Origin of the sequence: Stenotrophomonas sp. ZAC14D2_NAIMI4_6, assembly GCF_003086875.1 — a bacterium.
In the GTDB taxonomy this organism is placed as follows: domain Bacteria; phylum Pseudomonadota; class Gammaproteobacteria; order Xanthomonadales; family Xanthomonadaceae; genus Stenotrophomonas.
Genome location: NZ_CP025996.1, coordinates 4,405,322 through 4,431,104 on the forward strand (window position 1 = coordinate 4,405,322; position 25,783 = coordinate 4,431,104).

The window sequence follows — 25,783 nt, forward strand, 5'->3', positions numbered from 1 at the left end:
CGCCAGCATACGCACCACGCGGTGCAAACGGTGTGTCAGCCCTGCCCGGCGTCGTCGGCTTCGGGTGCTTCGTCTGCGGCCAGGCCATCGGGCAACAGCTGTCGGCTCTGTTCGGCCGGCAGCGATTCCACCTCGCGCAGCTTGCGCGCGATCGCCCGCGTGCGCACGCCGGTCTGGTCGATCTGCTTGCTGGCCTGGTCCAGCTTGGCCTTCACGTTGTCCAGCACATCACCGAACTTGCCGAACTCGGTCTTCACCGCGCCCAGCAGGCTCCACACCTCGCTGGAGCGCTTTTCGATGGCCAGGGTGCGGAAGCCCATCTGCAGACTGTTGAGCAGCGCGGTGACCGTGGTCGGCCCCGCCACCACCACGCGATGGTCGCGCTGCAGCAGGTCCACCAGCCCGGGGCGGCGGATCACTTCGGCGTACAGGCCTTCGGTGGGCAGGAACATCACCGCGAAATCGGTGGTGTGCGGCGGCACGATGTATTTCTCGCAGATGGACTTGGCCTGGATCTTCACCGCCCGTTCCAACTGTGCGCCCTGCACGCGCACCAGTTCGGCGTCGCCCTGCTCCTGTGCATCCAGCAGACGTTCGTAATCCTCGCGCGGGAACTTGGAATCGATCGGCAGCCACACCGGTGCATCGTCGGCGGCGCGGCCGGGCAGGCGCACCGCGATATCGACCATCTCGCCACTGTCCGGGCGCACCTTCACCGCGCGTGCGTACTGTTCCTGGATCAGGGTCTGTTCCAGGATGTTCTCCAGCTGCACTTCGCCCCAGCTGCCGCGCGTCTTCACGTTGGTCAGCACACGCTTCAGGTCGCCCACGCCGGTGGCCAGCTGCTGCATCTCGCCCAGGCCGCGCTGCACCTGTTCCAGGCGCTCGGACACCAGCTTGAACGACTGCCCCAGACGGGTTTCCAGCGTGGACTGCAGCTTCTCGTCCACCGTTACCCGCATCTGTTCCAGCTTCTGCGCGTTGTCGGTCTGCAGCGCGCGCAGCTGCTCTTCCAGGGTGGCGCGCATTTCAGCAATGCGCTGCTCGTTGCGCTGGGTCAGTTCCTGCAGGCGCAGGCCCAGGCTTTCGGTCAGCCGCTGCTGCGACTGCGCACCTTCTTCGCGGCCCTTGCGCGCATCGTCCACCAGGGTCTGGCGCAGCGCGCCCAACTGGGTATCGGTGCGCGTGGTCAGTTCCTGCAGCTGCTGGCCGAAGGCATGGATGCGCGCTTCCTGTTGCTGGCCGAACACCTCCAGCTGCGCGCGCAGCTCCTGCAGGCGCTGGCCGAGCAGCGCGCCGCTGCGCTGCTGACTGTCGGCCGCTTCGGCGCGCGCCTTGCGGGCGTCTTCGCCCAGCGCTTCGCGCAGCAGGTCCAGGCGCTGGTCGGTGCGGGTCGAGAGATCGGTCAGCGCGCGGGCGAAGCCATCGAGCTGTTCACGCAGTTCGCTGCGGCCACTGCGGGCCTCTTCGCGCACGGCCTGTTCCAGGCGGTCATGGGGGGGCCGGCGCAGCAGGGCGACCAGCTGCAGGACAAGGATGGCCAGCAGGAGGCTGCCAACGATGAGGAATTCAGTTTGCATGCCACCAGTGTAGGCTGGCCCCGTCTCAAACGCTGCGCCTGACCATGCTGGAACTGTACGGAAAGCCGTCGTCGATCAACGTGCGCAAGGTGCTGTGGCTGGCGGCCGTGCTGGGCCAGCCGCTGCGGCACCACATGGCCCCGGCGGCCGAGCTGCTGCGCGGGCTGAACCCCAACGCGCAGGTACCGGTGCTGCGCGAGGGCGACTTCGTGCTGTGGGAATCCAACAGCATCTGCCGCTACCTGGCCGCGCGTGCCGGGCGCGATGATCTGCTGCCGATGCAACCACAGGCGCGGGCGCGGGTAGAGCAATGGATGGATTGGCAGGCCACCGATCTGAACACGGCGTGGCGCGCGGTGTTCATGGCCCGCGTGCGTGGTCATGCCGACTACCCGGACGATGCGCGGGCGGAGGCCAGCCTGGTGCAGTGGAACGGGCTGATGGCGATGCTGGATGCGCAGCTGGCGCAGCATGCCCACGTGGCCGGAGATGCCTTCACCCTGGCCGACATCGTGCTGGGGCTGTCGACCCAGCGCTGGCGATGCACACCGGGCAACAAGCCGGCGCTGGCCAACGTGGCCGCCTGGTTCGAGCGCCTGCGGCAGCAGCCGGGATTTGCCGAACACGTCGACAACGGAGTTGCCTGAGGGGGTGTTTTTGCAGGGCTTGCAGCCCTGCACCTGCCGTAGAGTCGAGCCATGCTCGACTGAAGCAACGTCAAGAGCTGGGTATCCGTGGGATGGCGGGGGGGGGCCGGCTCTGGTAGGTGTCGACCTTGGTCGACACACAAGCGAAGCGACCGGCTTTTGTTCTTTTTCTTCTTCTCCGTGGCTGACCGCACCCAGGAACTGTCAGAGGTCGGGCGGGTGGGTTGCGCGGGGGTGTCGGCCGCATGGATGCGGCTGACAAGCCTCCATGGATGGATTCACGGCGTCCCCCGCGCAACCCGCCCGCCCGACCCAGCGCAGGGTTTCGCTTTCCGCGACCAACCCACAGCCACGAGGGGCTCAGCCGTTGGCCGGAACCCTCACCAGCCTTCCAGCACGATCTTGCCCTTGGCGCGGTGGCTTTCCAGCAGTGCGTGCGCGCGGCGCAGGTTGGCCGCGTTGATGCGCCCGAAGTGCTCGCCCAGCGTGGTCTGCAGCACGCCGGCGTCGATCAGTTCGGCCACCCGGTTCAACAGATCGTGCTGCTTCTGCATGTCCGCCGTCTTGAACAGCGGGCGGGTGAACATCAGTTCCCAGTGCAGCGACAGCGCCTTGCGCTTGAGCGCCATCACGTCCAGTTGGCCCGGGTCATCAATCAGCCCCAGCTGGCCCTGCGGTGCCAGCACCTCCACGATCTGCGCGTAGTGCTGGTCGGTGTGGGTCAGGCTGGCCACGTGTTCCACCTGGGGGATGCCCAGCCGGGCCAGGCCTTCGGCCAGCGGCAGGCTGTGGTCGATCACGTGGTGGGCGCCCATGGCGTACACCCAGTCCTGGGTATCGGGGCGCGAAGCGGTGCCGACCACCGTCAGCCGGGTCAGCTGGCGTGCCAGCTGCACCAGGATCGAGCCGACACCGCCCGCGGCGCCGATCACCAGGAGGGTCTGCCCTTCACCACCGCCCTCGGCAATGCGCAGGCGGTCGAACAGCAGCTCCCAGGCGGTGATCGCGGTCAGCGGCAGGGCTGCCGCCGCGGCATCGTCCAGCGTGGCGGGCTTGCGGCCAACACTGCGCTCGTCCACCAACTGGTATTCGGCATTGCTGCCGGGGCGGTCGATCACGCCGGCGTAGTACACCGCGTCGCCCGGCTGGAACAGGGTCACCTCGCTGCCCACGGCGTCGACCACGCCCACCGCATCCCAACCCAGCACGCGCGGGCTTTCGGTGGCGGCGCTGCGGCGAACCTTGGTGTCGACGGGGTTCACGGCCACCGCGCGCACGGCCACGCGCAGATCGCGCGGGCCGGGCTGGGGCAGGTCCAGATCGATATCGACCAGGGCCTGGGGGTCATCGATGGGCAGGCCGGCGTGGGTATAGGCAATGGCGCGCATGGGGCGGTCCAAGGGGGAAAGGAAGGCACAGCGTGCGCCGCGCACGCCTGCCGGGAAAGGCGCAGAATCAGTCAGCACTTTCACTCTGGCGATGAAAATGATCCGCTTCGACGACCTGCAGCTGTTCGTCCGCACTGCCGCCCTGGGCAGCTTCTCGCAGGCCGCGCGCGAGGCCGACCTGCTGCCTGGCCAGGTGGCTGCGGCCGTGGCGCGGCTGGAACGCGAGCTGGACCTGCGCCTGTTCGTGCGCACCACCCGCAGCCTGCGCCTGACCGGCGAAGGTGCGCTGTACCTGCCCTATGCGCAGGAAGTGCTGGCCACCCTGCGCGAGGGCCAGGCACGGGTGCAGGGCGACGCGGCCGAACTGCACGGCACCCTGCAGTTGTCGGCGCCGTCGGATTTCGGCCGCAACCTGCTGCTGCCGTGGCTGGCGACCTTCCGCGCCGCACATCCGAAGCTGCGCCTGCACCTGCGGCTGTCCGACGAAGTTGCCGATGTATTCCGCGACCCGGTGGACGTGGCGATCCGCCTGGGCCAGTTCGACGATGCCAACTACGTGGCCCTGCCCCTGCTGGAGGGCAATCGCCGCGTGCTGGCCGCATCACCGGCCTATCTGCAGCGGCGCGGTGTGCCGGCGCGGCTGGAGGATCTGCGCGAGCACGACTGCCTGGCCTACCAGCTCGGGGGACGCACCTACGACCGCTGGGCCTTCGAGGTGGACGGGCGCCGGGTGGTGGTGCCGGTGCGCGGTCCACTGGTCTGCGACGACGCCGACGTGGTGCGGCGTTGGGCGGTGGCCGGTGAAGGCATCACCTACAAATCCTGGCTGGACCTGCGCCAGGACGTGCAGGAAGGCCGCCTGCAGGTGCTGCTGGGTGGCGTGGGCAGCCATATTCCGCTGCAGCTGGTCTGCCCGCACCGCAAGCAGTTCTCGCCGGCGGTGCGGCAACTGCACGCGCAGCTGCACCAGCACCTGCAACCTCTGCTGTCCGGCCTGCCCGCTGGCGACGGCGGCCCCCTGTCCGCGGCCAGCGCGGTGGCCGACAATGGCGCCCCCCCGCAACAACAATGAGCCAAGCCATGCCGTGGATGGGCATCCAGGACCTGTGGACGTTCCTGCTCGCCGTACTGGTGTTCCTTGCCCTGCCCGGGCCCGGCACCTTCACCCTGCTCACGGCCACCGGCCGTGGTGGCGTGCGCGGTGGCTACACCGCCCTGGCCGGCCTGCTGGTGGGCGACCAGATCCTGATGTGGCTGGCCCTGGCCGGCGTGGCCGCGCTGCTGAAAGCCAACCCGCTGGTGTTCCACGCCGTGCAGTACCTGGGCGCGGCCTATCTGGTGTGGGTGGGCATCAGCCTGCTGCGCACGCCGAAGCCTGATGGCGGCGATGGCGGCCCGATCCGCATGCAGCCCGGCCGCTATTTCCAGCAGGCGATCCTGGTCAGCCTGCTCAATCCGAAGGCGATCCTGTTCTACATGGCCTTCCTGCCGCTGTTCATCGATCCCACCGCGCACCACGGCATCGCCACGTTCGCGGCGCTGGCCGGCATCATCTTCGTAGTCAGCGTGGCCTACTGCTCGCTGCTGATCGGTGCGGGCAACCTGGCGCGGCGGCGGTTGATCCAGCACCCGCGCGTGAGCACGGCGCTGCGCCGCGTGGCCGGCCTGTTCCTGGTCGGCTTCGGTATCCGCCTGGGGTTGAACGGGTAAGACAGCCCGGTAGAGTCGAGCTTGCTCGACTGCTTCGCGCTCTTCGTAGAGTCGAGCTTGCGCGACTGATTTTCCGTGCCAGTCGAGCAAGCTCGACTCTACGACTCCTTCAGTCGAGCAGGCTCGACGCTACGGTGCCAGGTCGATGCCGCGACGCTTCGGGTCGACCACCGGCGCGGCGCCAGCCGCGGTCAACTGCGCCAGCACCGTTTCAAAGTCATGTTCGCGACCGAAGGCATGTTCTTCCAGGGTCAGCGGCAGCAGCTGCAGGAAATCGAAGCGGCCGGAGGGCAGCTGCTGTGGGCCGGGGAAATGCGGCGAGGGAATGAACACCATTGCCTGCAGTTCGCTTTCGGCACGGTCCACCGGCATGCCCAGCTTCAAACGATGCCACGGCGCCAGCGGCCCGCCCGGCATGCGCGAATGGCACAGCAGCAGCTGGTAGGCGGTGAACCAGCGCAGGGTGGTCAGTGCCCACGGCGCTTCGTCGCGCGTTTCCAGCAGCAGTTCGACACCAAAGCCCGAATCGCCGTCCTCGTGCGCACCTTCCCAAGGGTTGGACAGGCCCGAGCTGACATACACCCAGTGCCGGCGCTCGCCATGTGGGGGGCAGGCGAATACGCCCACGTGCAGCCAGCGCGGATCGATGTCCTCCTGCTGGAACACCCCGCGCAGCAGGTCCATGTCCAGCGGGTAGATGCCCGGGCCGGTGTCGCCGAAGTGCTGCTTGTACAGGGTCTCTTCGCGGATTTCCCAGCTGCGTTCGAGCAGGGTGTCGTCGTCCATGGGGGGCATCGTGCGTCCTTGGCGGTTGCGGGCGGGGCGGCAGGATAGCGCGGCCCCGCCCGTCGTTTCAGCGGTCCACCGTGGCCAGCACGGCCTGCGGGTAGCGTGCCCCGGCCGCCGCATGCAGCGGGAACACCGCATCCAGTCGAGCCAGCACGTCCGCGCCCAGCTGCACCTGCAGCGCGCCCAGGTTTTCCTGCAGCCGTGGCAGACGCGTGGTGCCCGGGATCGGCACCAGGTGCGGACCCTGCGCCAGCACCCAGGCCAGGGCCAGCTGTGCCGGGGTGATCTGCAGCTCGGCGGCCAGCGTCTGCACCTGCGCCACCAGCGCCAGGTTGCGGGCGAAGTTGTCGCCCTGGAAGCGCGGCGAACTGCGGCGGTAGTCGTCGGCCTCGAAATCATCCGGGCTGCGGATGGCACCGGTCAGGAAGCCCCGGCCCAGCGGTGAATACGGCACGAAGCCGATGCCCAGTTCGGCGGTGGTGGCCAGCACCTCGTTCTGTTCCGGTTCGCGCGACCACAGCGAGTACTCGCTCTGCACTGCGGTGATCGGGTGCACCGCGTGGGCGCGGCGGATCGTGGCCGCCGAGGCCTCGGACAGGCCCAGCCAGCGCACCTTGCCCTGTTCCACCAGCCGCGCCATCGCACCGACGGTGTCTTCGATCGGCACCGCCGGGTCGACGCGGTGCTGGTAGTACAGGTCGATGTGGTCCACGCCCAGCCGGCGCAGGCTGTCCTCGCAGGCGGCCTGCACGTATTCCGGGCGGCCGTCGATGCCCCGTGCCTGCGGGTTGCCCGGGTCCAGCTTCAGGCCGAACTTGCTGGCCAGGAACACCTCGTTGCGGCGCCCGGCGATGGCGCGGCCGAGCAGGCGTTCATTGCTGTGCGGGCCGTACACATCGGCGGTGTCGAGCAGGGTGACGCCACGGTCCAGGGCCTGCTGGATCAGGGTGATGGCCTCGTCTTCGCTGCCGCGCCCGCCGTAGAAGGCACTCATGCCCATGCAGCCCAGGCCCAAGGCGGACACGGTGGGGCCGGCGGGGCCGAGGGTGCGGGTGGTCATCGGTGTGGGGTTCATCGGGAAGTCTCCGGGTGGAAGTGGTCAGGCGCGCGGCTGCAGGCGGGTGCCGCCGCTCATCAACATGCGTGGCAGCGGCATCTGCAGGAAGTCGTGCGGGAAGGACGGGGCGACGGCGCTGATCGCGTCCAGTCGGGCGATGACGTCGGCAGGCAGCTGCAGGTCCAGCGCGTCCAGGTTGTGCTCGAGCTGGGCCAGGGTGCGGGCGCCAACGATGGGCAGGGCACCGGCAGCGGGGCGCTGCAGCAGCCAGGCCAGCGCGACCTGGGCCGGGGAGTGCGACAGGTCCTGGGCGATCTGTCTGACTTCATCGGCGATCTGCAGCGAACGAGGGTTCAACGCGCCGTTGATCAGGGCGACGTTGCGGCGTGAGCCCCCCGGCGTGGCATCCAGCACCTCGGGCGGGGCCAGATCGGCGGCGCTGTACTTGCCGGTCAGCACCCCGCTGCCCAGCGGCGACCAGGCCACCACGCCCAGGCCCAGCGCCTGCGCCATCGGCAGCAGTTCGTGTTCCACGCTGCGCTGGATCAGGCTGTACTCGATCTGCAGCGCCACCAGCGGGGCCCAGCCACGCAGGTCGGCCAGGGTCTGCATGCGTGCGATCTGCCAGGCCGGTGTATCGGAAATGCCGGCGTAGAGCACCTTGCCACTGCGGACCAGATCGTCGAAGCCGCGCATCACCTCGTCCACGCCGGTGGTGTCGTCCCAGGCGTGCAGGTACAGCACGTCCAGGTAGTCGGTACCGAGCCGGCGCAGGCTGTCCTCCACCGAGCGCAGCATGCTCTTGCGGTGGTTGCCGGCGTTGTTGGGGTCGCCCGGCACGGTGGCCAGGGTGTACTTGCTGGCAATCACCAGGCGGTCGCGCCGGCCCTGGGCGAAACGGCCGAGCAGGGTTTCGGCGCTGCCATTGGTGTAGTTGTTCGCCGTATCGACGAAATTGCCGCCACGTTCGACGTAGGCGTCGAAGATGCGACGGGCCTCGGCTTCATCCGCGCCCCAGCCCCAGTCGGCGCCGAAGGTCATCGTGCCCAGGGCCATCGGGCTGACCCGCAGGCCGGAGCGGCCCAGCAGGCGGTAGTGGTCGAGCGACATTGCAGGTCTCCATCACGCAGGCGGTACATCCGCCGGGGAAGCCAGCTTCCTCCTGTCGATCATGTGGATAAACTGCGTACAACCAAACTTACCTTGAAGGAAGGCTTCACAATGGACGCCTCTGCGCCGCTTACCGCTGTGGTCGCTTTCGTCCACGTGGCCGACCATGCCAGTTTCACCCGCGCTGCCGACGCCCTGGGGGTGTCGACCTCGGCGCTGTCGCAGAGCGTGCGCGCGCTGGAAGCACGGATGGGCGTGCGCCTGCTGCAGCGGACCACGCGGCGGGTGGGCCTGACCGAACACGGCGCACGCTTCCTGCAGCGCGTGCGCGGCGGCCTGGAGCAGATCGACCAGGCCTTCGCCGAGCTGGACAGCGCGCGCTCGGTGCCGGCCGGTCGGCTGCGGGTGACCTTGCCGCGCATCGTGGCTGATCGCATGGTGCTGCCGCGGCTGCCCGATTTCCTCGCCCGCTACCCGCAGGTGCAGGTGGAACTGTGCGTGGACCCGGCGCTGACCGATCTGGTGGCCGAGGGCTTCGACGCCGGCATCCGCCTGGGCGAATCGCTGGCGCAGGGGATGATTGCCGTGCCGGTTGGACCGCCCGAACGACAGGTAGTGGTGGCCACGCCGGCCTACTTCGAACGCCACGGTGTGCCGCAGACCCCGCACGACCTGCAGGACCATGCCTGCATCGTGCACCGGCTGGCCAACGGCCGGTTGATGCCCTGGGAATTCAGCCGCCAGGGCCACGACCTGGAGGTGGAAGTCAGCGGCAGGCTGGTGTTCAACGATGCCGGTGTCGCCCATCGCGCCGTGCTGGATGGTCTGGGCATGGCCCAGGGCTTCGCCTCGCTGGTGGCCGACGATATTGCCGCCGGCCGCCTGCGAAGCGTGCTGCAGGACTGGCAGCCGCCATTCCCCGGCTTCCACCTGTATTACCCGGCGCGCGAACAGATGGCGCCCAAGCTGCGGGTGTTCATCGACCACCTGCGCGCGGGAATGGATGACCGGTAGCGTCGAGCTTGCTCGACTGTTCTGCACAGTCGAGCAAGCTCGACTCTACCCACCCGAAGCCGTCGGGTACGCCCGACGTGACCGGGTGACCGTTTATGCCGATTCCGTCACCCTGGTCGGGGCGCAGCGCGCGACAGGGCGGGTATGACCCCCGTCAGTGGTAATGCTGCGCTGCGTTGGGTCACACTCGGGAACTTGTCGTTCCAAGTCATCCCCTTCCGAGGCCTGCATGTCCCTGCTCCGGCGCAAGTCCCTAGATTCCGTCACCGACCATGAAGCCGGCCGGCGCCTGGTCCCGACCCTCAGCTGGCCGCACCTGATCGCCCTGGGCATCGGCGCCATTGTCGGCACCGGCATCTACACGCTGATCGGCGTGGGCGCCAACCTGGCAGGTCCGGCAGTGCTGATCTCCTTCGCCATCGCCGGCGCGGTGTGCGCCTGCGCGGCGCTGTCCTACGCCGAACTGTCGACCATGATGCCGGCCGCCGGCAGCGCCTATACCTATAGCTACAGCGCGCTGGGCGAAGTGTTCGCCTGGGTGGTGGGCTGGAGCCTGATCCTGGAGTACTCGCTGGTGGTGAGTACCGTGGCGGTGGGCTGGTCGGGGTATTTCGTCGGCTTCCTGCAGTGGGTGCACACCCAGTTCGGCATCGACATCACCCTGCCCGCGGCGCTGGCCGCCGGGCCGCACGTGGCCGGCGGCTTCATCAACCTGCCGGCCATCGTCATCACCTGGCTGGTGGCACTGATGCTGATGGCCGGCACCAAGGAAAGCGCCACCCTCAACGCGATCCTGGTGGTGTTCAAACTGATCGCGCTAGCGGTATTCGTGGCCGTGGCCCTGCCCGCCTTCGACAGCAGCAACCTGCAACCGTTCATGCCGCACGGCTTCGCCAAATCCATGGGGCCGGACGGCGTGGAGCGCGGCGTGATGGCGGCGGCGGCCATCATCTTCTTCGCATTCTATGGCTTCGATGCCATTTCCACCGCGGCCGAAGAAACCAAGAACCCGGGCCGTGATCTGTCGATCGGCATCATCGGTTCGATGGTTGGCTGCACCATCGTGTACGTGCTGGTGGCGCTGGCCGCCGTGGGCGCGATGAGCTATGCGGTGTTTGGCCAGAGCGCCGAGCCGCTGGCACTGATCATGCGTGAACTCGGCAGCCCCAAGGCCGCCATGTTCATCGGCGTGGTCGCCATCATCGCCCTGCCCACCGTGCTGCTGGCCTTCCTGTATGGCCAGAGCCGCATCTTCTTCGTGATGAGCCGCGATGGCCTGCTGCCGCGCCGCCTGTCCAAGGTCAGCGCGCGCACCGGTACGCCGGTGGCGACCACGTTGTTTACCGCCGTGGTGGTGTCGGCGCTGGCCGGTGTGGCGCGCCTGGACGAGATCGCGGCGCTGGCCAACGCCGGTACCCTGGCCGCGTTCACCGCCGTGGGCATCTGCCTGGTGGTCCTGCGGGTGCGCGAACCCAACCGCGAGCGCAGCTTCCGCACGCCGCTGGCGTTCGTGGTGGGGCCGCTGGCCGCACTGGGCTGCATCTACCTGTTCATCAGCCTGCCGCACACCACCCAGCTGTATTTCCTGCTGTGGAACGTGGTCGGCCTGGTGCTGTACTTCGTGTACAGCCGCCGCAATGCGGTGATCGCGCGCTGATCTGTAGGGTCGAGCAGAAGCAGTCGAGCATGGCTCGACTCTACAAAGGTGCGGTCGAGCACGGCTCGACTCTACCGAGTGGCGGCGTAAGCCTGCGCCTGGCGCATCACCCGCAGCAGGTTGCCGCCCCAGATGTCGGCAATCTGCTGCTCGGTGTAGCCCTTGCGCAGCAGCCAGGCGGTGATCTTCGGCAGCTGGCTGACATCGGGCAGATCGCTCAGGCCGCCACCGCCATCCCAGTCCAGGCCGATGCCCACGTGCTCCGGGCCGACCACCTTCAGGATGTGCTCGAAGTGGGCGAAGAAGTCGTCCAGGCTCGCGTGGCGTACCGGATGTTCGTGGTCCAGTGCCTGCTCGGCCTGCTGCAGGGCGACGCCCTGGGCGATGGTCATGCCTTCCCAGCCACCCATCTGCCTGCTCAGCGCTTCTTCGGCCTGCTTGCGTTCGGGCGTCTTGCCGGTATCGATCAGATAGCCGCCGTAGGCGTTCACCTGGATCACCCCGCCGGCCTTGGCCAGCTTGCGCAGGCGCGCATCATCCAGATTGCGCGGGTGGTTGTAGACCGCCTTGGCCGAACTGTGCGACAGCACGAACGGCACCGGCATCATCGCCAGCAGATCGTCGAACACGGCATCTGAGGCGTGCGACTGGTCGATGACGATGCCCAGCTTCACCGCCGCACGCACCAGATCCTTGCCGGCCGGGCTCAGGCCCTTCCACTCCGGCCCCTTGGGATCGGTGGCCGAATCGGCGAATTCGTTGTTGGCGAAATGCACGGTGCTGAGCAGGCGCAGGCCGGCACGGTGGTAGAAGCTCAGCAGCGTGGGGTCGGCCACCAGCGGGCTGGCGTTTTCCATGCTGATGTAGACCACGCGCTTGCCTTCGCCCTTGAGCCGCGCGGCATCATCGGCGGTCAGCGCCAGCGCGAAGCGCTCGGGGTTGGCGGCCAGCATCTGCCGGATCTCCAGCAGGCGCTGCAGGCCATGGTCGCGCTCGGCCAGGTGGGCGGCAGCGCTGCGGTCGCCCTGGTCGGTGTAGATGGCCCAGAAGCCGCCATCCAGTGCGCCATCCACCATGCGCGGGTAGTCGACCTGCGAGAGCGCGTTGTGGTCGTGGCGCTGCTCGATGTCAAAGCCGCTGCGGCCGAAGTTGGCTGGCGTATCCAGGTGGCTGTCCAGGGTCAGCAGGCGCTGCTGCAGGGCCTTGGCTCGGGCCAGTTCCTGCGCGCTGAATTCAACGGCATGGGCGGACAGCGGCGCACTCAGCGCCAGGGCGAGCAGCAGGGACAGGCGACGCAACGACGGCATGGGCATCCACCGGCAATGGGAAGAGCACGACCATAGCGCCGCGGCGGCCATCACCGGTAGTGCCGGGCAGCCGCGCGCACTCCATTACACTCAGCGGCAGCCGCTATCGACAGCGGCAGCCCACACGCTGCGCCACCGCTGAAACGGAATTCCAATGTCCCATCCCGTGCCGCCACCGCTTCCCACCGTACACCCTGCGCCTGACAGCGCGCCGCTCAGCGTCGAGCAACTCAAGCGCGATGTGCTGCCGGCCTTGTTCCTGGGGCGCATCGACATCGGCCGCTACGGACCGGCCGACCTGGCCAGCGCCAGTGCGGAGCCGGCGTGGCAGGAAGGCAGTGCCCACGCGCTGGCCCGGGCACTGGCCGATCTGGTCAGCCGCCTTTCCGAACACGACCCCAATGCACTGCTGGAACGCGCCAGCTGGTGGGACCGGTTCACCGGTGCCGATATCGAACGGCAGCTGCGCCGGCGCATCGCGATGGGCGGCAACGGTGACGTGCTGTCCGAAGTCGAGCACCAGGCCGCTGCGGTGCGCAGCAGCGTGGACCGTTTGAATGCGCAGTTGGATGCACACGACGAACAGGGGGCGCGCCTGCAGATCTACATTGATGCAGGCGTGCAGTTCCTGCAGGAACTGCCGGCCGACAGCGGCACCAGCGACGATCCGCTGGTACTGGACCGCCCTGTGGAACGCCTGCAGCGGCGGGTGGCGAACCTGACCGCACTGCTGGCCAGCCATTCGATGAGCCGCATCCAGGTGCAGCTGGCGCGCAACCACGCCATTGAACTGCTCGACCGCTACTGCGAAACCGTGCAGATCCTGCTGCCGATCTGGCGGCAGACCATCCAGGCCCTGCAGAACAGCGACAACGCCAGCCCGCAGATGGTGGCGCGTGCGGCACAAGCACAGGACCAGCTGAAACAGGCCCTGCAGCAGCTGCTGCGCACCTCCGGAGCACCGGCATGACGTCTTCCAGGACCGATCCACTGCAGGTGCCAGCAGCGTTGCAGCCGCGGGTCGAAGCCATTCCCGGCCTGCGCGCGCTGTACCGCCGGGGTTCGTTTGCGCGCACCCTGGGTCTGGCGTGTTTCGCGGTGCTGCCGGCCACGGCGCTGCTGTCCATCATGCTGCTGCAGGGCCTGACCGGCAGTCCGCCCTCGGCGCACGTTCCCGCCGGCTACGGCAATGTGCCTTCCACGCTCGCCCTGCTGGCATTGGCCAACCTGAGCATCGTGGGCGGCCTGCTGGTCTGGATGGGGTTCGGCCTGCGCAGGGTGCTGCTCAACCGCGGCGTGCGCCACTTCACCTTCTCGTTCGTGATCGGTGGCTCGGTGCTGGTGGCCCTGTTGGTGGGCAACGGCTTCGTCAGCCCCGACTTCAGCCGGTCTGAGGCCGGCGATGGCAGCAAGCTCGACAGCTCTCAGCTGCCCGCGCTCATCGACAGCCCGGGATTTGCCGCGCTCAGCCCGCAATGGCAGGGCTATCTACAGGCGCAGCGCTCACTGGCACGCGCCTCCGCGCCCCTGAACGACACCGGCCTGGCCATCGCCCGCGGCGAGGATATCGGCATCGCCGTGCCCGCTGTGATCCGAGCGCGCTTCGAAGCCAAGGCCAGGCTTCCCTATTCGGCAGGCAGCCAGGCGTGGCAACGCGACCACTGGCTGCGCAACGGTGTGCAGCATGTGGTTGGCCTGGCGATCGCCTGGTCACTGCTGCTGCTGATCGTCGCCGGCATCGGCCTGACCACGCTGGGGTACCACGTGCGCGGCCGGGCGCGGGTGATCAATGGCCTGCTGCAGCAGTTGCAGGGGCCATCGGCAGCGGGTGGGGCAGATGCAGCGTCGAGCCATGCTCGACTGAACTGATCTGCACCTGTCGCGTCGAGCGCAGCTCGACGCGACAGGTCGGAATCAGTCGACCACGCGGCAGAACACGGCCTTCAGGTAGCGCGATTCCTGCACGTGCGCCATGAACGGATGGTCCGGACCGGCGCCGGCCACCTTCAGGATCTGGATCGTGCGGCCGGAGAAGTACGCCGCGCGGCGCAGCATGTCCAGGAACTGGTCCTCGGCCACCAGGCCGGTGCAGGAGAACGTGGCGAACAGACCGCCCGGCTTCACCACGCCCAGCGCCAGCTTGTTCATGTCCAGGTACTTCTTCAGCGCGGTGATCACCTGGTCGCGGTCGCGGGTCATCTTCGCCGGGTCCAGGATCACCACGTCGTACTGCTCGCCGCGGTTGGCGGCGTCGCGCAGCCACGGGAAGATGTCGGACTGGACGAACTTCGGGCGCACGTTGTTCAGGCGCGAATTGCCCTTGGCGATCTGGATCACGTCTTCATCGATGTCGATGCCGACCACTTCCGACGCACCACGCGCGGCCGCGTACACGGCGAAGCCACCGGTGTTGCAGCACAGGTCCAGCACGCGCTTGCCTTCCACCTGCTGGCTCAGCCACTCGCGGTTCTCGCGCTGGTCGGCGAAGAAGCCGGTCTTGTGCGCACCGGCCGGGTCGGCACGGAACTTGATGCCGTACTCGGTGATCACCGATGCTTCGGTGGTGGTGTTGCCGTGGAAGTCGAAGCTTTCCTGCTTCTGCACGTGTTCGTCGGCGAAGCTGTGGAAGCGGCAGCCCGGGAACTGCTCGCGCAGCGCGTCGTAGATCCACTCGCGGTGGCGGAACATGCCGGCGGCGAAGAATTCGACCACCACCAGGTCGCCGTAGCGGTCGACCACCAGGCCGGACAGGCCGTCGCCTTCGCTGTGCACCACGCGCCAGGCGTCGGACACCGTGTCGAGCTTCAGCACCTCACGGCGCAGCGACACCGCCTGGGCAATCTTGCGCGAGAACCAGCCGGCATCCACCGGCACGTTCTGATCGATTTCAAGGATGCGCACGGCAATGCGCGAGTGCCCGTTGTAGAACCCGCGGCCGATGAATTCGCCATCAATGCCGACCACGTCGACGATGGAACCGGGCTTGGGGCGGACGGTCGGCTTTTCGACCAGCTTCTGGAAGATCCACGGGTGGCTGGAACGCCACGCATTCTTCAGGCGGACAACGGGCAAGGGGGTATTCATCCGCCTATTGTAGCCGGGGGGCGCTTTCGTAGAGTCGAGCTTGCTCGACTGGCGTTGCTGAACGGTCCCGTTCAGTCGAGCAAGCTCGACTCTACGAGGGCCCGGGCAGCCGGGGTCGGATCCCCGCAGGGGCTCTGACCCCGATCAGCCGTGGTAGGTGCCAACCTTGGTTGGCACGCTGGTCGGGGTCAGAGCCCCTGCGGGGATCCGACCCCGGCTGGTCGGCCATTTGACGGCGGGCCGGCCAGGCCGCAGAATCGGCGCCAGAAGGGGAGTAGCTCCCAGACGTTGTCGCCGTCAATTCGAGCCCGCAGGCTCCGGTGCAACGGCAATCCCACCCGCGTGGGGTTGCGAGCGAGACCTTCGCCGTACTGGCGAAGCTCTGTCCCTGGATCCCCTCCCGATCCTCCGTTGCAGATCCTCGCCGTACGGCCTGGCATTCATCTTTCCAACGGATATTCCCAATGCAGACGATCGGTAATGTGTGGATGTGGGGCGGCTTCGTGGCGGTGGTGATCATCGCCCTGCTGGTCGACCTGGTGTTGATGCGTCACGGCGGCCCGCACAAGGTCACCTTCAAGGAAGCCCTGTGGTGGTCCATCGGCTGGGTCGCCCTGGCCCTGCTGTTCAACGCGGGCCTGTGGTTCTACCTCAGCGAGACCGCCGGCCAGGTGGTGGCCAACAAGGTGGGCCTGGAGTTCCTGACCGGCTACCTGGTCGAAAAGGCCCTGGCGGTGGACAACATCTTTGTCTTCCTGATGATCATGAGCTACTTCGCGGTGCCGGAGGAACAGCGCCAGAAGGTGCTGATCATCGGCATCCTGGGTGCGATCGTGCTGCGTACGATCATGATCTTCGCTGGCAGCGTGCTGATCAGCCAGTTCCATTGGCTGCTCTACGTGTTCGGCGCCTTCCTGCTGTTCACCGGCTGGAAGATGTGGTTCGCCGCCGGCCAGGAACCGGATCTGGAAACCAACCCGGCGCTGCGCTGGATGCGCAAGCACCTGCGCCTGCTGCCGGGCTATGAAGGCAACGCGCTGAGTGTGAAGCGCGATGGCGTGCGCTGGTTCACCCCGCTGTTCGCGGTGCTGATCCTGATCGCGGTGACCGACGTGATCTTCGCCGTGGACAGCATCCCGGCCATCTTCGCCATCACCACCGACCCGTTCATCGTGCTCACCTCCAACGTGTTCGCGGTGCTGGGCCTGCGCGCCATGTTCTTCCTGCTGGCCGGCATGGCTGACCGCTTCCACCTGTTGCCGTACGGTCTGGCGCTGGTGCTGGGCTTCATCGGCATCAAGATGATGATCATCGACCTGTTCAAGATCCCCACCCCGGTGTCGCTGGGCGTGGTGGCGGTGATCATCGCCGCGACCGTGGTGCTCAGCCTGAAATACCCGCCGAAGGAAGGCACCGGCGCGGCCTGATCCTGGCCGGGCCTGCAACACGGCCGGCGGGATTGTCCCGCCGGCCACGCCCACTCTCCCGCAGCGGTGGCCTTGGTTTCGCGCCAGCCACCGCCATTGCTGAAGCATGGACAACAACGCGCCCCTGCCCGCCGGCGACGTGCCGGCCCCCCGCAATGACCGCCAGCGCATCGTGCGGGCGTTCAACACCAGTCTGGCCGCCGTGCTGGTGCTGGTGGTCGTGTTCGCCCTGCAAGGCAGCTTCGACTGGCGGCCATGGGCGGTGGCACCGCTGGAAGCCAAGGGCCTGCTGGGCCTGATCGGTGGGCCGATGCTGCACGCGTCGGTGGAGCACATCGCCGCCAACAGCATCGCGATCCTGATCCTGGGCACCCTGGCCGGCAGTGTCTATCCGAAGGCGACCCTGCGTGCCCTGCCCCTGCTGTGGCTGGGCTCGGGCGTGGGCGCGTGGATGCTGGGCAACCCGGGCAGCGTGCACCTGGGCGCCAGTGGCGTGACCCACGGGCTGATGTTCCTGTTGGCCAGCCTGGGCCTGCTGCGCCGCGACCGCGCGGCCATCGCCACCGGCCTGATCGGCATGCTGTTCTACGGCGGCATGCTGATGACCATCCTGCCGCATGCCGACGGCGTGTCGTGGCAATCGCACATGGGCGGTGCCTTTGCCGGCATCATCGCCGCCCTGCTGTTCCGCAACGCCGACCCGCTGCCGCCGCGCCCGCACTACAGCTGGGAAGACGAAGAAGACGAGGTGCAGCCGCTGGCCTACGACGAGCTGGAGCCGCCGTCGCCGCAGCGCGTGCCGGTGCTGTGGCAGCCGCGCGAAGGGCAGGATTACGTGGTGATTCCGTTCCGCCGGCCGGAAGACCCGCGCGGTTGACCGGTGCCGGGGTCAGATCCCCGAAGGGGCTCTGACCCCATTCGGGGTCTTCACGGCCCGGTAGTGGCCGACCTTGGTCGGCGCGGTTGTTGTGTGCCAACCAAGGTTGGCACCTACCACGGGTGCATCAATCCGCCGCATTCCCCGCCGCGCCCGTGCCATCCACCGCCTGCCGGCCCAGTGCCGGGTCATCGGTGAAGAACGCATCGATGCCCGTCGCCAGGTAGGCGCGCATTTCCGCAATCGAGCCTTCCGGGTTGCGCGCGTTGTCCGCGCCCTTGCGCAGGTTGCTGGCCTGGAAGTGGTTTTCCGGGCGGAAGGTGTAGGGAATGACCAGCAGCCCGGCTGCATGCGCATCGCGTACCAGGGTCGTGGGCGTACCCAGCGCGCCATCGGCCTGCAGCGGGATGATCGAGCGCAGCTCCGGGCCGATGCCATCGGCATAGGTGGCGATCTGCTCAAGACCGGCCGGGGTCATCATCTGTGCGTAGGTCAGGCTGCCGCCGGCCTTGGCGATGTCCGCCGGCTTCACCTCGCCCTTCCACATCAGCTGCAGCAGGCGGATGTTGCTGCCGCGCCCCAGCTTGCCGCGCAGGTAGCGCAGGTTGGCGGTCTCGAACGACTGGATGGTGACTGGGCCGACGTTGGTATACGCGTTGCCACGCAGCGCGGCCAGCAGTGCGTCTTCCATCGGCAGGCCGATGGACTGGAAGTAGGTCGGGTGCTTGATCTCCGGCACCAGGCCGATGCCGCGGTTGGCACGCCCGGCCTGCTGCACCAGGAAGGCCAGGATCTCGTCCAGGGTGGCGATGCGGAACTGGCCATCGAAGGCGGTGCTGCGCAGCTCGGGCAGGCGCTCGCGGGTGTACAGGGTCTTCAGCTCGGCCAGGGTGAAGTCTTCGGTGAACCAGCCGGTCACGCGCTGGCCGTCGATCACCTTGGTGGTCTTCCGCTTGGCGAATTCTTCGTGCTCGGCCACGTCGGTGGTGCCGCCGATCTCGTTCTCGTGGCGGGCCACCATCACCCCGTCCTTGGTCATCACCAGGTCCGGTTCGATGTAATCGGCGCCATCGGCAATCGCCTGGGCATACGCGGCCAGGGTGTGTTCGGGCAGCAGCGCACTGGCGCCGCGGTGGCCGTAGACCAGCGCCTTGGGCGCGGCCGGGGTGGACGATTCAGCACTCATGGCCACCGATGGTGCCACGGCCAGCGACAACAGCAACGCACAACCCCACGACTTCACTGCGACGTCCCCAAACGGTCTGTGATGGCCGTCAGTATGCGGCGGGAATGTGACAGCCGGGGGAAGCAGGGGGTCGGATCCCCGCAGGGGCTCCGACCCTGGCTTCTGGCCTGGGCCTTATGCCAACCAAGGTTGGCATCTACCAGAGGCAGAGCTTATTTGCCGATGCAGAAGCTGGAGAAGATCCTGCCCAGCAGGTCATCGGCGCTCATCTGGCCGGTGATCTCGCCCAGCGCGTCGTGCGCCAGCCGCAGTTCTTCGGCGGCCAGTTCCAGGTGTTCGTGGGCCAGCTCGCCATCGGCGCGCTGTGCGTGTTCCTGCGCACGTTCGATCGCGTCCACGTGGCGGGTGCGCGCGGAGAACTCACCGTCCACCTGCTCCCCTGCCCCGGCCGAGGCGATGCTGCGCAGGCGCGCGTGCAGGTCGTCCAACCCCGCGCCCGTGGCGGCCGAAACGAATACGCGGTCCGGGTCGTCCAGTGCGGGCAGCGCGTCCAGCAGGTCGGACTTGTTGTGGATGTAGACCTTGTGCGGCACATCTGACACGGCCTGCCCCAGCGCGGCCTCACCGGCGGCCGGATCGCGCGCGTCCAGCACGATCAGGGCCAGGTCGGTGCGCTCGATCTCCACATGGGCGCGGCGCATGCCTTCGCGTTCGATGGCATCGCCGCCGTCGCGCAGGCCGGCGGTGTCGACCAGGGTCAGCTCCAGCCCGTCCAGGCGGATGGTCTCGCGCAACGTGTCGCGGGTGGTGCCGGCGATGTCGGTGACGATCGCGCGTTCGCTGCCGGCCAGTGCGTTCAGCAGCGAGCTCTTGCCGGCATTCGGCGGGCCGATCAGCACCGCATGCAGGCCATCGCGCAGGCGGCGGCCGCGCTCGGCATCACGCCGCAGCAGGGCCAGGTCGCCGCGCGCCTGTTGCAGCCCACGCCGCACCTGCGCGCCACCCAGCGTATCGAGCGGTTCGTCGGCGAAGTCGATGGCCGCTTCCACGTGGATGCGCAGGAGCACCAGTTGTTCCACCACCGCATCGATGCGGCGCGAGAACACGCCGTCCAGTGAACGCCGTGCAGCACGCGCGGCACGGTTGTCACCGGCAGCGATCAGGTCGGCGATGGCTTCGGCCTGGGCCAGATCCAGTTTGCCGTTGAGGAAGGCGCGTTCGCTGAACTCACCCGGCCGTGCCTGGCGCGCGCCCAGGGCGATGCAGCGGGCGACGAGTTGCTGCAGCAGCACCGGGCTGCCGTGGCCCTGCAGTTCCACCACTTCTTCGCCGGTGAAGCTGTTGGACGCCGGGAACCACAGCACGATGCCATCGTCGATCACCTCACCGTCGGCATCACGCAGACGTGCGTAGTGGGCGTGGCGCGGGCGCAGCGTGGGCGCGCCGAGCGCCGTAGCAATCGCGGCGGCTCGCGGGCCGGACAGGCGCAGCAGGCCGACACCGCCGGCGCCGGGTGCGCTTGCGATGGCGACGATGGTGTCGGTGCGGGTCACATCGTTCATGGCTCAGAGCTTCTCCAGCTGTGCGCGCGCCTGTGCGGCACCACTGCCCTGCGGCTGCAGCGCCAGGTAGGTGGTGTAGGCCTGCTTCGCCTTGGCCTTGTCGCCGGCATTGAAGTAGGCATCGCCCAGGTTGAGGTGGGCGACCGCGCGCGACGGGTCGATCTTCAAGGTGTTTTCCAGCCAGCGCGCCGCTTCGGCGTAGCGCTGCTGGCGGTAGTAGACGAAGCCGAGGTTGTTGGCGGCCTGGGCGAAGTCCGGACGCAGCTTCAGCGCCTCGGCGAACTGCGCGGCGGCTTCGTCGTACTGCTTCTCGCGGTACAGTTGCAGGCCGCGGTCGTTGGCCTGCTGCGCGCGCTGGCGGTCCGAGGCCGGGCCGGCGGTGGGCACCACCAGCTTGGCTTTGCCGCCCTGCAGGTCGGCCACGGTCACCGGCGCCTGGGTGTTCTTGGCGTCCTGCGCCGCGTCCACCTTGTTGTTCAGCGCGATCGCATCGGCGGTCAGCTGGCGGGTATCGGCGTTGAGGTATTCCTGGCTGTCCGGCACCTGGAACACGAACTCGCCGCCCTGCGAACCGGGCAGGCTGCCGAAGGCCGGGGTCTGCTGCGAAACCGCCGACACCGCCGGCGCCACGTAGGCGGCCAGCTCGGTACCGGTGATCAGGCCATCGCCATTGAGGTCGCCCTTGCCGGCCAGCGCCTGCAGCAGCACCCAGGTGAACACCGAATGGCCGTTCGGGCCGGCATCGGCCACCTGCTGGTCGGCGCCGCCGGCGGTCAGCATCTGCCGCGCGCTGCGGCGTGCATTCTCGCGCAGGAACGACGACGACGAAGGGCCGCCGCGGGTCAGACCCAGGCCGCTGTAGCAGGCATCCATCACGAACATCACGTGCTTGGCCTGCATGCTCTCGGCGATGTTCTGGATATCGGTCATCGCGATGGCGTCGGTGGCGAATTCCTTCGGGTCCGAATCGACGGGAATGATGTAGCCAAGGTCGCGTCCCGAGGCGAGCTGGCGGGTCGCGCCGTGGCCAGCGAAGAACACGAACACGCGATCGTTCTTCCCGGTGCGGTCGTCGGCCAGGCGGTCGTGGAAGGCGGCCAGGATGTTGTTGCGGGTGGCCTGTTCGTTCTTCAGCACGATCACCTGCGAAGACGGGAAGCCGAACTGCCCGGTGAGCGTATCGGCCACCGCCTGCGCATCGTGGCTGGCGTATTCCAGCTTCGGCCACTTGGCGTAGTTGTCGATGCCGACCACGATCGCCCACGATTTCTCGTAGCCGGTGGTGACGGTGGCATCGTTGCTGGCGCCCTTGCGCGGGCGCGCGACGGTGAATTCGCGGCCGTTCCAGCCGGCGAACTGGTAACCGTCGGCAATCAGGCGATCGAGGATCTGCGGCAGCGCCTTCACCGCGCGGTCGTGGATATCGTGGAACAGGATGATGCCGCGCTGTTCCTTGTTCACCTGGCCCAGCACGCGCTGCACGATCGATTCCGGCACCGGGTCGGCCCAGTCCATGGAATCGATGTTCCACATGATCGACTTCAGCCCTGCTTCGTTCAGCAACTGCAGGCCTTCGGCGTTGCGTGCGCCGTAGGGGAAGCGGAACAGCGGCGCGCGCTTGCTGTCCACGTCCTTCAACAGGGTGTCGGTGTCCAGCACCTGCTGTCGCAGCGCATCGCCGGTGGTGCGCGAGAGCTGGGCGTGGGTCAGGCTGTGGTTGCCCACCGCGTAGCCTTCTTCCATCAGGCTGCGGCTGATCTTGGCCATCGGCCCCAGGGTGACCTTGCCGTCGGCTTCCACCTTGCCCAGGTTGCGGCCCACTTCGAAGAACACGCCCGGCACGTCGTAGCGCTTCAGGATGGCCACCACTTCATCGGTGTAGGCCTTGTGCGGGCCATCGTCGAAGGTCAGCACCACGGTCTTCGGCGGCAGGTCGCGGCCGAAAATCTCGCGGTCGCTGTCCTTCATCGACATCGGGTAGGGCTCGATCACCCCGTAATCGCGCAGGATTGCTTCGCGGCTGTAATCCTTGTGCAGGTGGGCGATGTAGTCGTCCCACTTCTCGCGCTTCAGGTCGATGGCGCGGGTGCGCTCGAAGCGGCTGAAGATGCGGGTCAGTTCCTGGTTGTAGTTGCGTTCGATCTCGTCCAGCGCGTCCAAGTCTTCGCCGATGCGCTGGTGCAGCTTCACTGCCGGCAGCGAGGAATCGGCACCGACACGGTCGTGCAGGTCACGCAGCACTTCGCGGAACGCCAGGCGGTCGGCGTCGAACAGCTCCGGCGCCGATTCGATGTAGTCCAGCACCGTGCCCAGGGTGGCGAAGCGCTGGGGGCTGCCACTGCGCAGCAGGCCGTCGAACTGCGCGGCGATGGCGCCGCGCTGCTCCAAGCCATCGTGGAACAACTGCTGGCCGATACGCGTGGAGGTGCCACGGTCGGCGGCGCTCTGCTGCTCTTCGTCGGCCAGCAGCACCACGATGCGGCGGTAGCCATCGAGCTGCTTCTGCAGCGCAGCCAGCAGCGGCGCGGCGGCCGGATCAGCGGCGGCGGCGGCCTGTGCGCTGGGCTGGGTCACCGCGCTCGCCGGCGCCTTCGCGTCCTTGTCGCCACAGCCGGCAACGACCAGGGTCAACAGCAGCGAGGGCAGGAACAGGCGGAACGACGGCACTCGCGGCATGGCAGACTCGAAGGTGGGAGAAGCGGTGTGCGGGCGATTCTACCCCCGCATGCGAAAAGCCCGCCTTGCGGCGGGCTTTTGCGTCGTTTGGACCGGGTCGGGTTACTTCTTCTTGACCGGTGCCGGGGCGGTGCTGGCGGCAACCGGCTCGCTGCCGTGGCGCTTGGTCATCCACCACTGCTGCAGCAGGCCCAGGCCGCCGTTCACCACCCAGTACAGCACCAGGCCGGACGGCATGAAGGCCATCATGACGCCGAACACCAGCGGCATGAACTGCATCATCTTCTGCTGCATCGGGTCCATGCCCGGTGCCGGGGTCAGCTTCTGGGTGAACCACATCACCGCCACGTTGATGACCGGCAGGATGAAGTACGGGTCGCGTGCGGTCAGGTCCTGGATCCAGCCGAACCAGGGCGCCTGGCGCAGTTCGACCGATTCCACCAGCACCCAGTACAGGGCGAAGAAGATCGGCATCTGGATGAGGATCGGCAGGCAGCCGCCCATCGGATTGATCTTTTCCTTCTTGTACAGCTCCATCATCGCGGTCTGGAACTTCTGGCGGTCATCGCCATAGCGTTCCTTCAGCTGCGCGATGCGCGGCTGGAAGCGACGCATCTTGGCACCGCTCTTGTACTGGGTGGCCGACAGCGGGTACAGCACCAGCTTCAGCAGCACCACCAGGCCGACGATCGCCCAGCCCCAGTTGCCGACCAGCTTGTGCACCTGGTTCAGCACCCAGAACAGGCCCTGGCCGATCACCGCCATCATCGAGAAGCGGCTGTAGTCGACCACGCGGTCCAGGCCCGGCACGTCTTCCTTGGCGATCTGGTTCACCAGCTTCGGGCCCACCCACAGGCGGGCCTCGGTGCTGGTGGACTGGCCCGGGGCCACGGTGAAGGCCGGGCCACGCGCTTCGATCAGGTCACGACCGGCTACCTGCGACAGCACGTAGTGAGCGGTCTGGTCCTTCTGCGGAATCCATGCGGTGAAGAAGTGGTGCTGCAGCATCGCCAGCCAGCCGCCGGTGATGTTCTGGTTCAGCGCGCCATCTTCCAGATAGTCCTTGAAGGCACGGCGCTGGTACTTCTTGTCGTTGTCGTACCAGGTCGCGCCATTGAAGCTGAACGAATCCGGGTTGGTCATGCTCCGCGACAGGATGGTCGGGGTGCGGTCCAGGGTGCGGTAGACGTAGCCGTTCCACGGCGCGGCGCCGGCATTGATCACTTCGTCCTTGAAGCGCACGGCGTACTCGTTGCGCGAGACGGTCAGGGTGCGCTTGATGGTCACGCCGTTGGCGGTCCATTCGAACGGGATCTGCAGTTCGTTCTGGCCGTCGGCCAGCACAAAGTCGCGGGTATCACCGACCAGCTTGAAGCCGTCGGCGCCGGGCACCGGGGCGCTCTTGTCTTCGCTGGCCCAGCCGCTGATCGCGCTGTAGGGGTGCGCGGGGTCTTCGGTCAGCAGGCGAACCGGCGGGCTGCCTTCATCCTTGCTCTGCGGGAACTGCAGCAGCTCGGCGTCCAGCACGCGGCCGCCGTCGAGCACCAGGCGCAGCACGTCGGTGGTGACGGTCACGCGCTGGGCAGCCGGGGTCGCGCTGGCCTGGGCCTGGGTCGCGGCGGCCTGACCCGGCGCGCCGGGAACCTGTGCACTGGGGATGCTGCCCGGGGTCGCGCCCGGAACGCTCTGTGCAGCGGCCGGGGCCGAGCTGCTGGTCGGGGCCGGGGTCGGGGCGGCCGTTTCACGGCTCCACTCCATCCACAGCAGCACGGCCACCATCAGCCAGGCAAAAATGAGGAATACGCGGGTCTGGTTCATCAGCGGGCAGGCTCAGCGGGGCCGGAACGCGATGCCGGCTCGGTCAAAGAGGGAGTTGCGATGCCATCAGGCGGCGGCATTGTGCCGTCCACGCCCGGCGCGGGCAATGCGCGCAGGCGCCGCAGCAGGCGCAGGAAGGCCTGGCGGATGTCGTCGTTGCTGGCAGAACGCGCAGCACTACGGGCCACGACGACGAAGTCGCCTGGCTGGATGTCGGTACGTGTCTGACGCAGGATGTCGCGCAGGACGCGCTTGATCCGGTTACGCCCCACGGCGTTCGGATCAACCTTGCGGGAAACCGCCAGACCCAGCCTGGCCGGCCGGTCAGCCGGCAGCCAGTGCAGGGTCATCAGCGGATCGGACACACGGCGGGCGCCGTTGAAGACCGTTGAATATTCGGCACGCGTGCGAACCCGCGCAGAGCGAGGGAATCGCTTGCGCGGGTCTGCAGTATTCACTGTCGAAGGGATTGCGTCTGCCGCGGTGAGCGGCATGGCAATCAGGCGCTCAGGACTTTGCGGCCCTTGGCGCGGCGACGCGACAGGATCTTGCGGCCGTCAGCGGTCTTCATACGGGCACGGAAGCCGTGGTCGCGCTTACGCTTGAGGTTGCTGGGCTGGTAGGTGCGCTTGGTGGCCATGTGGGCCTCTCGTATGAATGGGACGGGAAAGAACCGGAAATTCTAGAGAGGTCGCCCCCCTCCCGTCAACCCCTGTTGACTACGCGAATTCACCGGCCTGTGCAATAGCTGTGGATGTTTTTGTGAATAAGTGGGGGACAACCATTCCGAAGGCGCGCGTGCGGTGGTAGTCTGAGCCATCCATTTCCCCCTTTCCGGCCTGTGTCTGGGCGCGTTGTCGCGCCTATCCACCGGCCACCGGACGATTATTGCCG

Annotated in this window: 22 protein-coding genes; 9 read left to right on the forward strand and 13 right to left on the reverse strand. The window is 67.7% G+C overall.

Annotation, left to right across the window (positions count from 1 at the left end):
- Positions 1-35: 35 nt before the first annotated feature.
- Positions 36-1,580: a DNA recombination protein RmuC gene (gene rmuC, locus C1933_RS19945; protein WP_108754660.1), complete on the reverse strand. Its 1,545-nt coding sequence runs from the start codon at positions 1,578-1,580 to the stop codon at positions 36-38.
- 44 nt (positions 1,581-1,624) lie between these two features.
- On the opposite strand from rmuC, the gene C1933_RS19950 reads away from it, so the two are divergent.
- A complete protein-coding gene (locus C1933_RS19950) occupies positions 1,625-2,227 on the forward strand; it encodes a glutathione S-transferase N-terminal domain-containing protein (protein ID WP_108754661.1) in 603 nt (200 codons plus the stop codon).
- A 380-nt stretch (positions 2,228-2,607) separates the two neighbouring features.
- Here the strand turns inward: C1933_RS19950 and C1933_RS19955 are convergent, their stop codons facing one another.
- Positions 2,608-3,615 carry a zinc-binding alcohol dehydrogenase family protein gene (locus C1933_RS19955; protein ID WP_108754662.1) on the reverse strand — a complete coding sequence of 336 codons (1,008 nt, stop codon included), beginning with the start codon at positions 3,613-3,615 and terminating at the stop codon, positions 2,608-2,610.
- Between the two features lie 91 nt (positions 3,616-3,706).
- Between C1933_RS19955 and C1933_RS19960 the strand changes: the two genes are divergently transcribed.
- Positions 3,707-4,687, forward strand: coding sequence for a LysR family transcriptional regulator (locus C1933_RS19960; protein ID WP_108754663.1), 981 nt, complete (start codon positions 3,707-3,709; stop codon positions 4,685-4,687).
- 8 nt (positions 4,688-4,695) lie between these two features.
- Complete coding sequence (leuE, locus tag C1933_RS19965) at positions 4,696-5,325, forward strand: leucine efflux protein LeuE (protein WP_108751417.1); 630 nt, start codon at positions 4,696-4,698, stop codon at positions 5,323-5,325.
- Between the two features lie 129 nt (positions 5,326-5,454).
- On the opposite strand, the gene C1933_RS19970 is transcribed toward leuE, so the two are convergent.
- The 3 genes from C1933_RS19970 to C1933_RS19980 all read right to left on the reverse strand — a co-directional run bounded on the left by C1933_RS19970 (position 5,455) and on the right by C1933_RS19980 (position 8,281).
- Positions 5,455-6,111, reverse strand: a complete 657-nt coding sequence (locus C1933_RS19970) for a suppressor of fused domain protein (RefSeq protein ID WP_234414592.1) — start codon at positions 6,109-6,111, stop codon at positions 5,455-5,457.
- Positions 6,112-6,178: 67 nt separating this feature from the next.
- Positions 6,179-7,174 carry an aldo/keto reductase gene (locus C1933_RS19975; RefSeq protein WP_108754665.1) on the reverse strand — a complete coding sequence of 332 codons (996 nt, stop codon included), beginning with the start codon at positions 7,172-7,174 and terminating at the stop codon, positions 6,179-6,181.
- Between the two features lie 39 nt (positions 7,175-7,213).
- Positions 7,214-8,281 carry an aldo/keto reductase gene (locus C1933_RS19980; protein WP_108754666.1) on the reverse strand — a complete coding sequence of 356 codons (1,068 nt, stop codon included), beginning with the start codon at positions 8,279-8,281 and terminating at the stop codon, positions 7,214-7,216.
- Between the two features lie 111 nt (positions 8,282-8,392).
- Between C1933_RS19980 and C1933_RS19985 the strand changes: the two genes are divergently transcribed.
- Positions 8,393-9,295 (forward strand): LysR family transcriptional regulator, encoded by a 903-nt coding sequence (locus C1933_RS19985; RefSeq protein WP_108754667.1) that lies wholly within the window; start codon positions 8,393-8,395, stop codon positions 9,293-9,295.
- Positions 9,296-9,524: 229 nt separating this feature from the next.
- Positions 9,525-10,952, forward strand: a complete 1,428-nt coding sequence (locus tag C1933_RS19990; RefSeq protein ID WP_108754668.1) for an amino acid permease — start codon at positions 9,525-9,527, stop codon at positions 10,950-10,952.
- A 71-nt stretch (positions 10,953-11,023) separates the two neighbouring features.
- Here the strand turns inward: C1933_RS19990 and C1933_RS19995 are convergent, their stop codons facing one another.
- Positions 11,024-12,259, reverse strand: coding sequence for a dipeptidase (locus C1933_RS19995; protein ID WP_108754906.1), 1,236 nt, complete (start codon positions 12,257-12,259; stop codon positions 11,024-11,026).
- A 154-nt stretch (positions 12,260-12,413) separates the two neighbouring features.
- Between C1933_RS19995 and C1933_RS20000 the strand changes: the two genes are divergently transcribed.
- Together C1933_RS20000 and C1933_RS20005 are read left to right on the forward strand one after the other, a co-directional pair.
- Complete coding sequence (locus tag C1933_RS20000; protein ID WP_108754669.1) at positions 12,414-13,229, forward strand: protein klaA; 816 nt, start codon at positions 12,414-12,416, stop codon at positions 13,227-13,229.
- Positions 13,226-14,128 (forward strand): hypothetical protein, encoded by a 903-nt coding sequence (locus tag C1933_RS20005; protein ID WP_159094031.1) that lies wholly within the window; start codon positions 13,226-13,228, stop codon positions 14,126-14,128. Before C1933_RS20000 ends, C1933_RS20005 begins: the two co-directional genes overlap by 4 nt.
- Positions 14,129-14,173: 45 nt before the next feature.
- On the opposite strand, the gene C1933_RS20010 is transcribed toward C1933_RS20005, so the two are convergent.
- The gene (locus C1933_RS20010; protein ID WP_108754671.1) at positions 14,174-15,343 is read right to left on the reverse strand and encodes a class I SAM-dependent rRNA methyltransferase; all 1,170 of its coding nucleotides are present in this window, start codon (positions 15,341-15,343) and stop codon (positions 14,174-14,176) included.
- A 464-nt stretch (positions 15,344-15,807) separates the two neighbouring features.
- On the opposite strand from C1933_RS20010, the gene C1933_RS20015 reads away from it, so the two are divergent.
- Together C1933_RS20015 and C1933_RS20020 are read left to right on the forward strand one after the other, a co-directional pair.
- The gene (locus C1933_RS20015; protein ID WP_108751422.1) at positions 15,808-16,770 is read left to right on the forward strand and encodes a TerC family protein; all 963 of its coding nucleotides are present in this window, start codon (positions 15,808-15,810) and stop codon (positions 16,768-16,770) included.
- Positions 16,771-16,876: 106 nt separating this feature from the next.
- Complete coding sequence (locus tag C1933_RS20020; protein WP_108754672.1) at positions 16,877-17,647, forward strand: rhomboid family intramembrane serine protease; 771 nt, start codon at positions 16,877-16,879, stop codon at positions 17,645-17,647.
- Between the two features lie 127 nt (positions 17,648-17,774).
- On the opposite strand, the gene C1933_RS20025 is transcribed toward C1933_RS20020, so the two are convergent.
- From C1933_RS20025 to rpmH, 6 genes are all read right to left on the reverse strand, one after another.
- Complete coding sequence (locus tag C1933_RS20025; RefSeq protein ID WP_108754673.1) at positions 17,775-18,890, reverse strand: glycerophosphodiester phosphodiesterase; 1,116 nt, start codon at positions 18,888-18,890, stop codon at positions 17,775-17,777.
- A 155-nt stretch (positions 18,891-19,045) separates the two neighbouring features.
- On the reverse strand, positions 19,046-20,395 hold the full coding sequence (gene mnmE / locus C1933_RS20030; protein WP_108754674.1) for a tRNA uridine-5-carboxymethylaminomethyl(34) synthesis GTPase MnmE: 1,350 nt from the start codon (positions 20,393-20,395) through the stop codon (positions 19,046-19,048).
- A gap of 3 nt (positions 20,396-20,398) precedes the next feature.
- On the reverse strand, positions 20,399-23,071 hold the full coding sequence (locus C1933_RS20035) for a polysaccharide deacetylase family protein (protein WP_108754675.1): 2,673 nt from the start codon (positions 23,069-23,071) through the stop codon (positions 20,399-20,401).
- A 102-nt stretch (positions 23,072-23,173) separates the two neighbouring features.
- Positions 23,174-24,889: a membrane protein insertase YidC gene (gene yidC, locus C1933_RS20040; protein WP_108751427.1), complete on the reverse strand. Its 1,716-nt coding sequence runs from the start codon at positions 24,887-24,889 to the stop codon at positions 23,174-23,176.
- Positions 24,889-25,383, reverse strand: a complete 495-nt coding sequence (rnpA, locus tag C1933_RS20045) for a ribonuclease P protein component (protein ID WP_108751428.1) — start codon at positions 25,381-25,383, stop codon at positions 24,889-24,891. Before rnpA ends, yidC begins: the two co-directional genes overlap by 1 nt.
- Before the next feature lie 5 nt (positions 25,384-25,388).
- The gene (rpmH, locus tag C1933_RS20050) at positions 25,389-25,529 is read right to left on the reverse strand and encodes a 50S ribosomal protein L34 (protein ID WP_005411729.1); all 141 of its coding nucleotides are present in this window, start codon (positions 25,527-25,529) and stop codon (positions 25,389-25,391) included.
- Positions 25,530-25,783 lie beyond the last annotated feature (254 nt).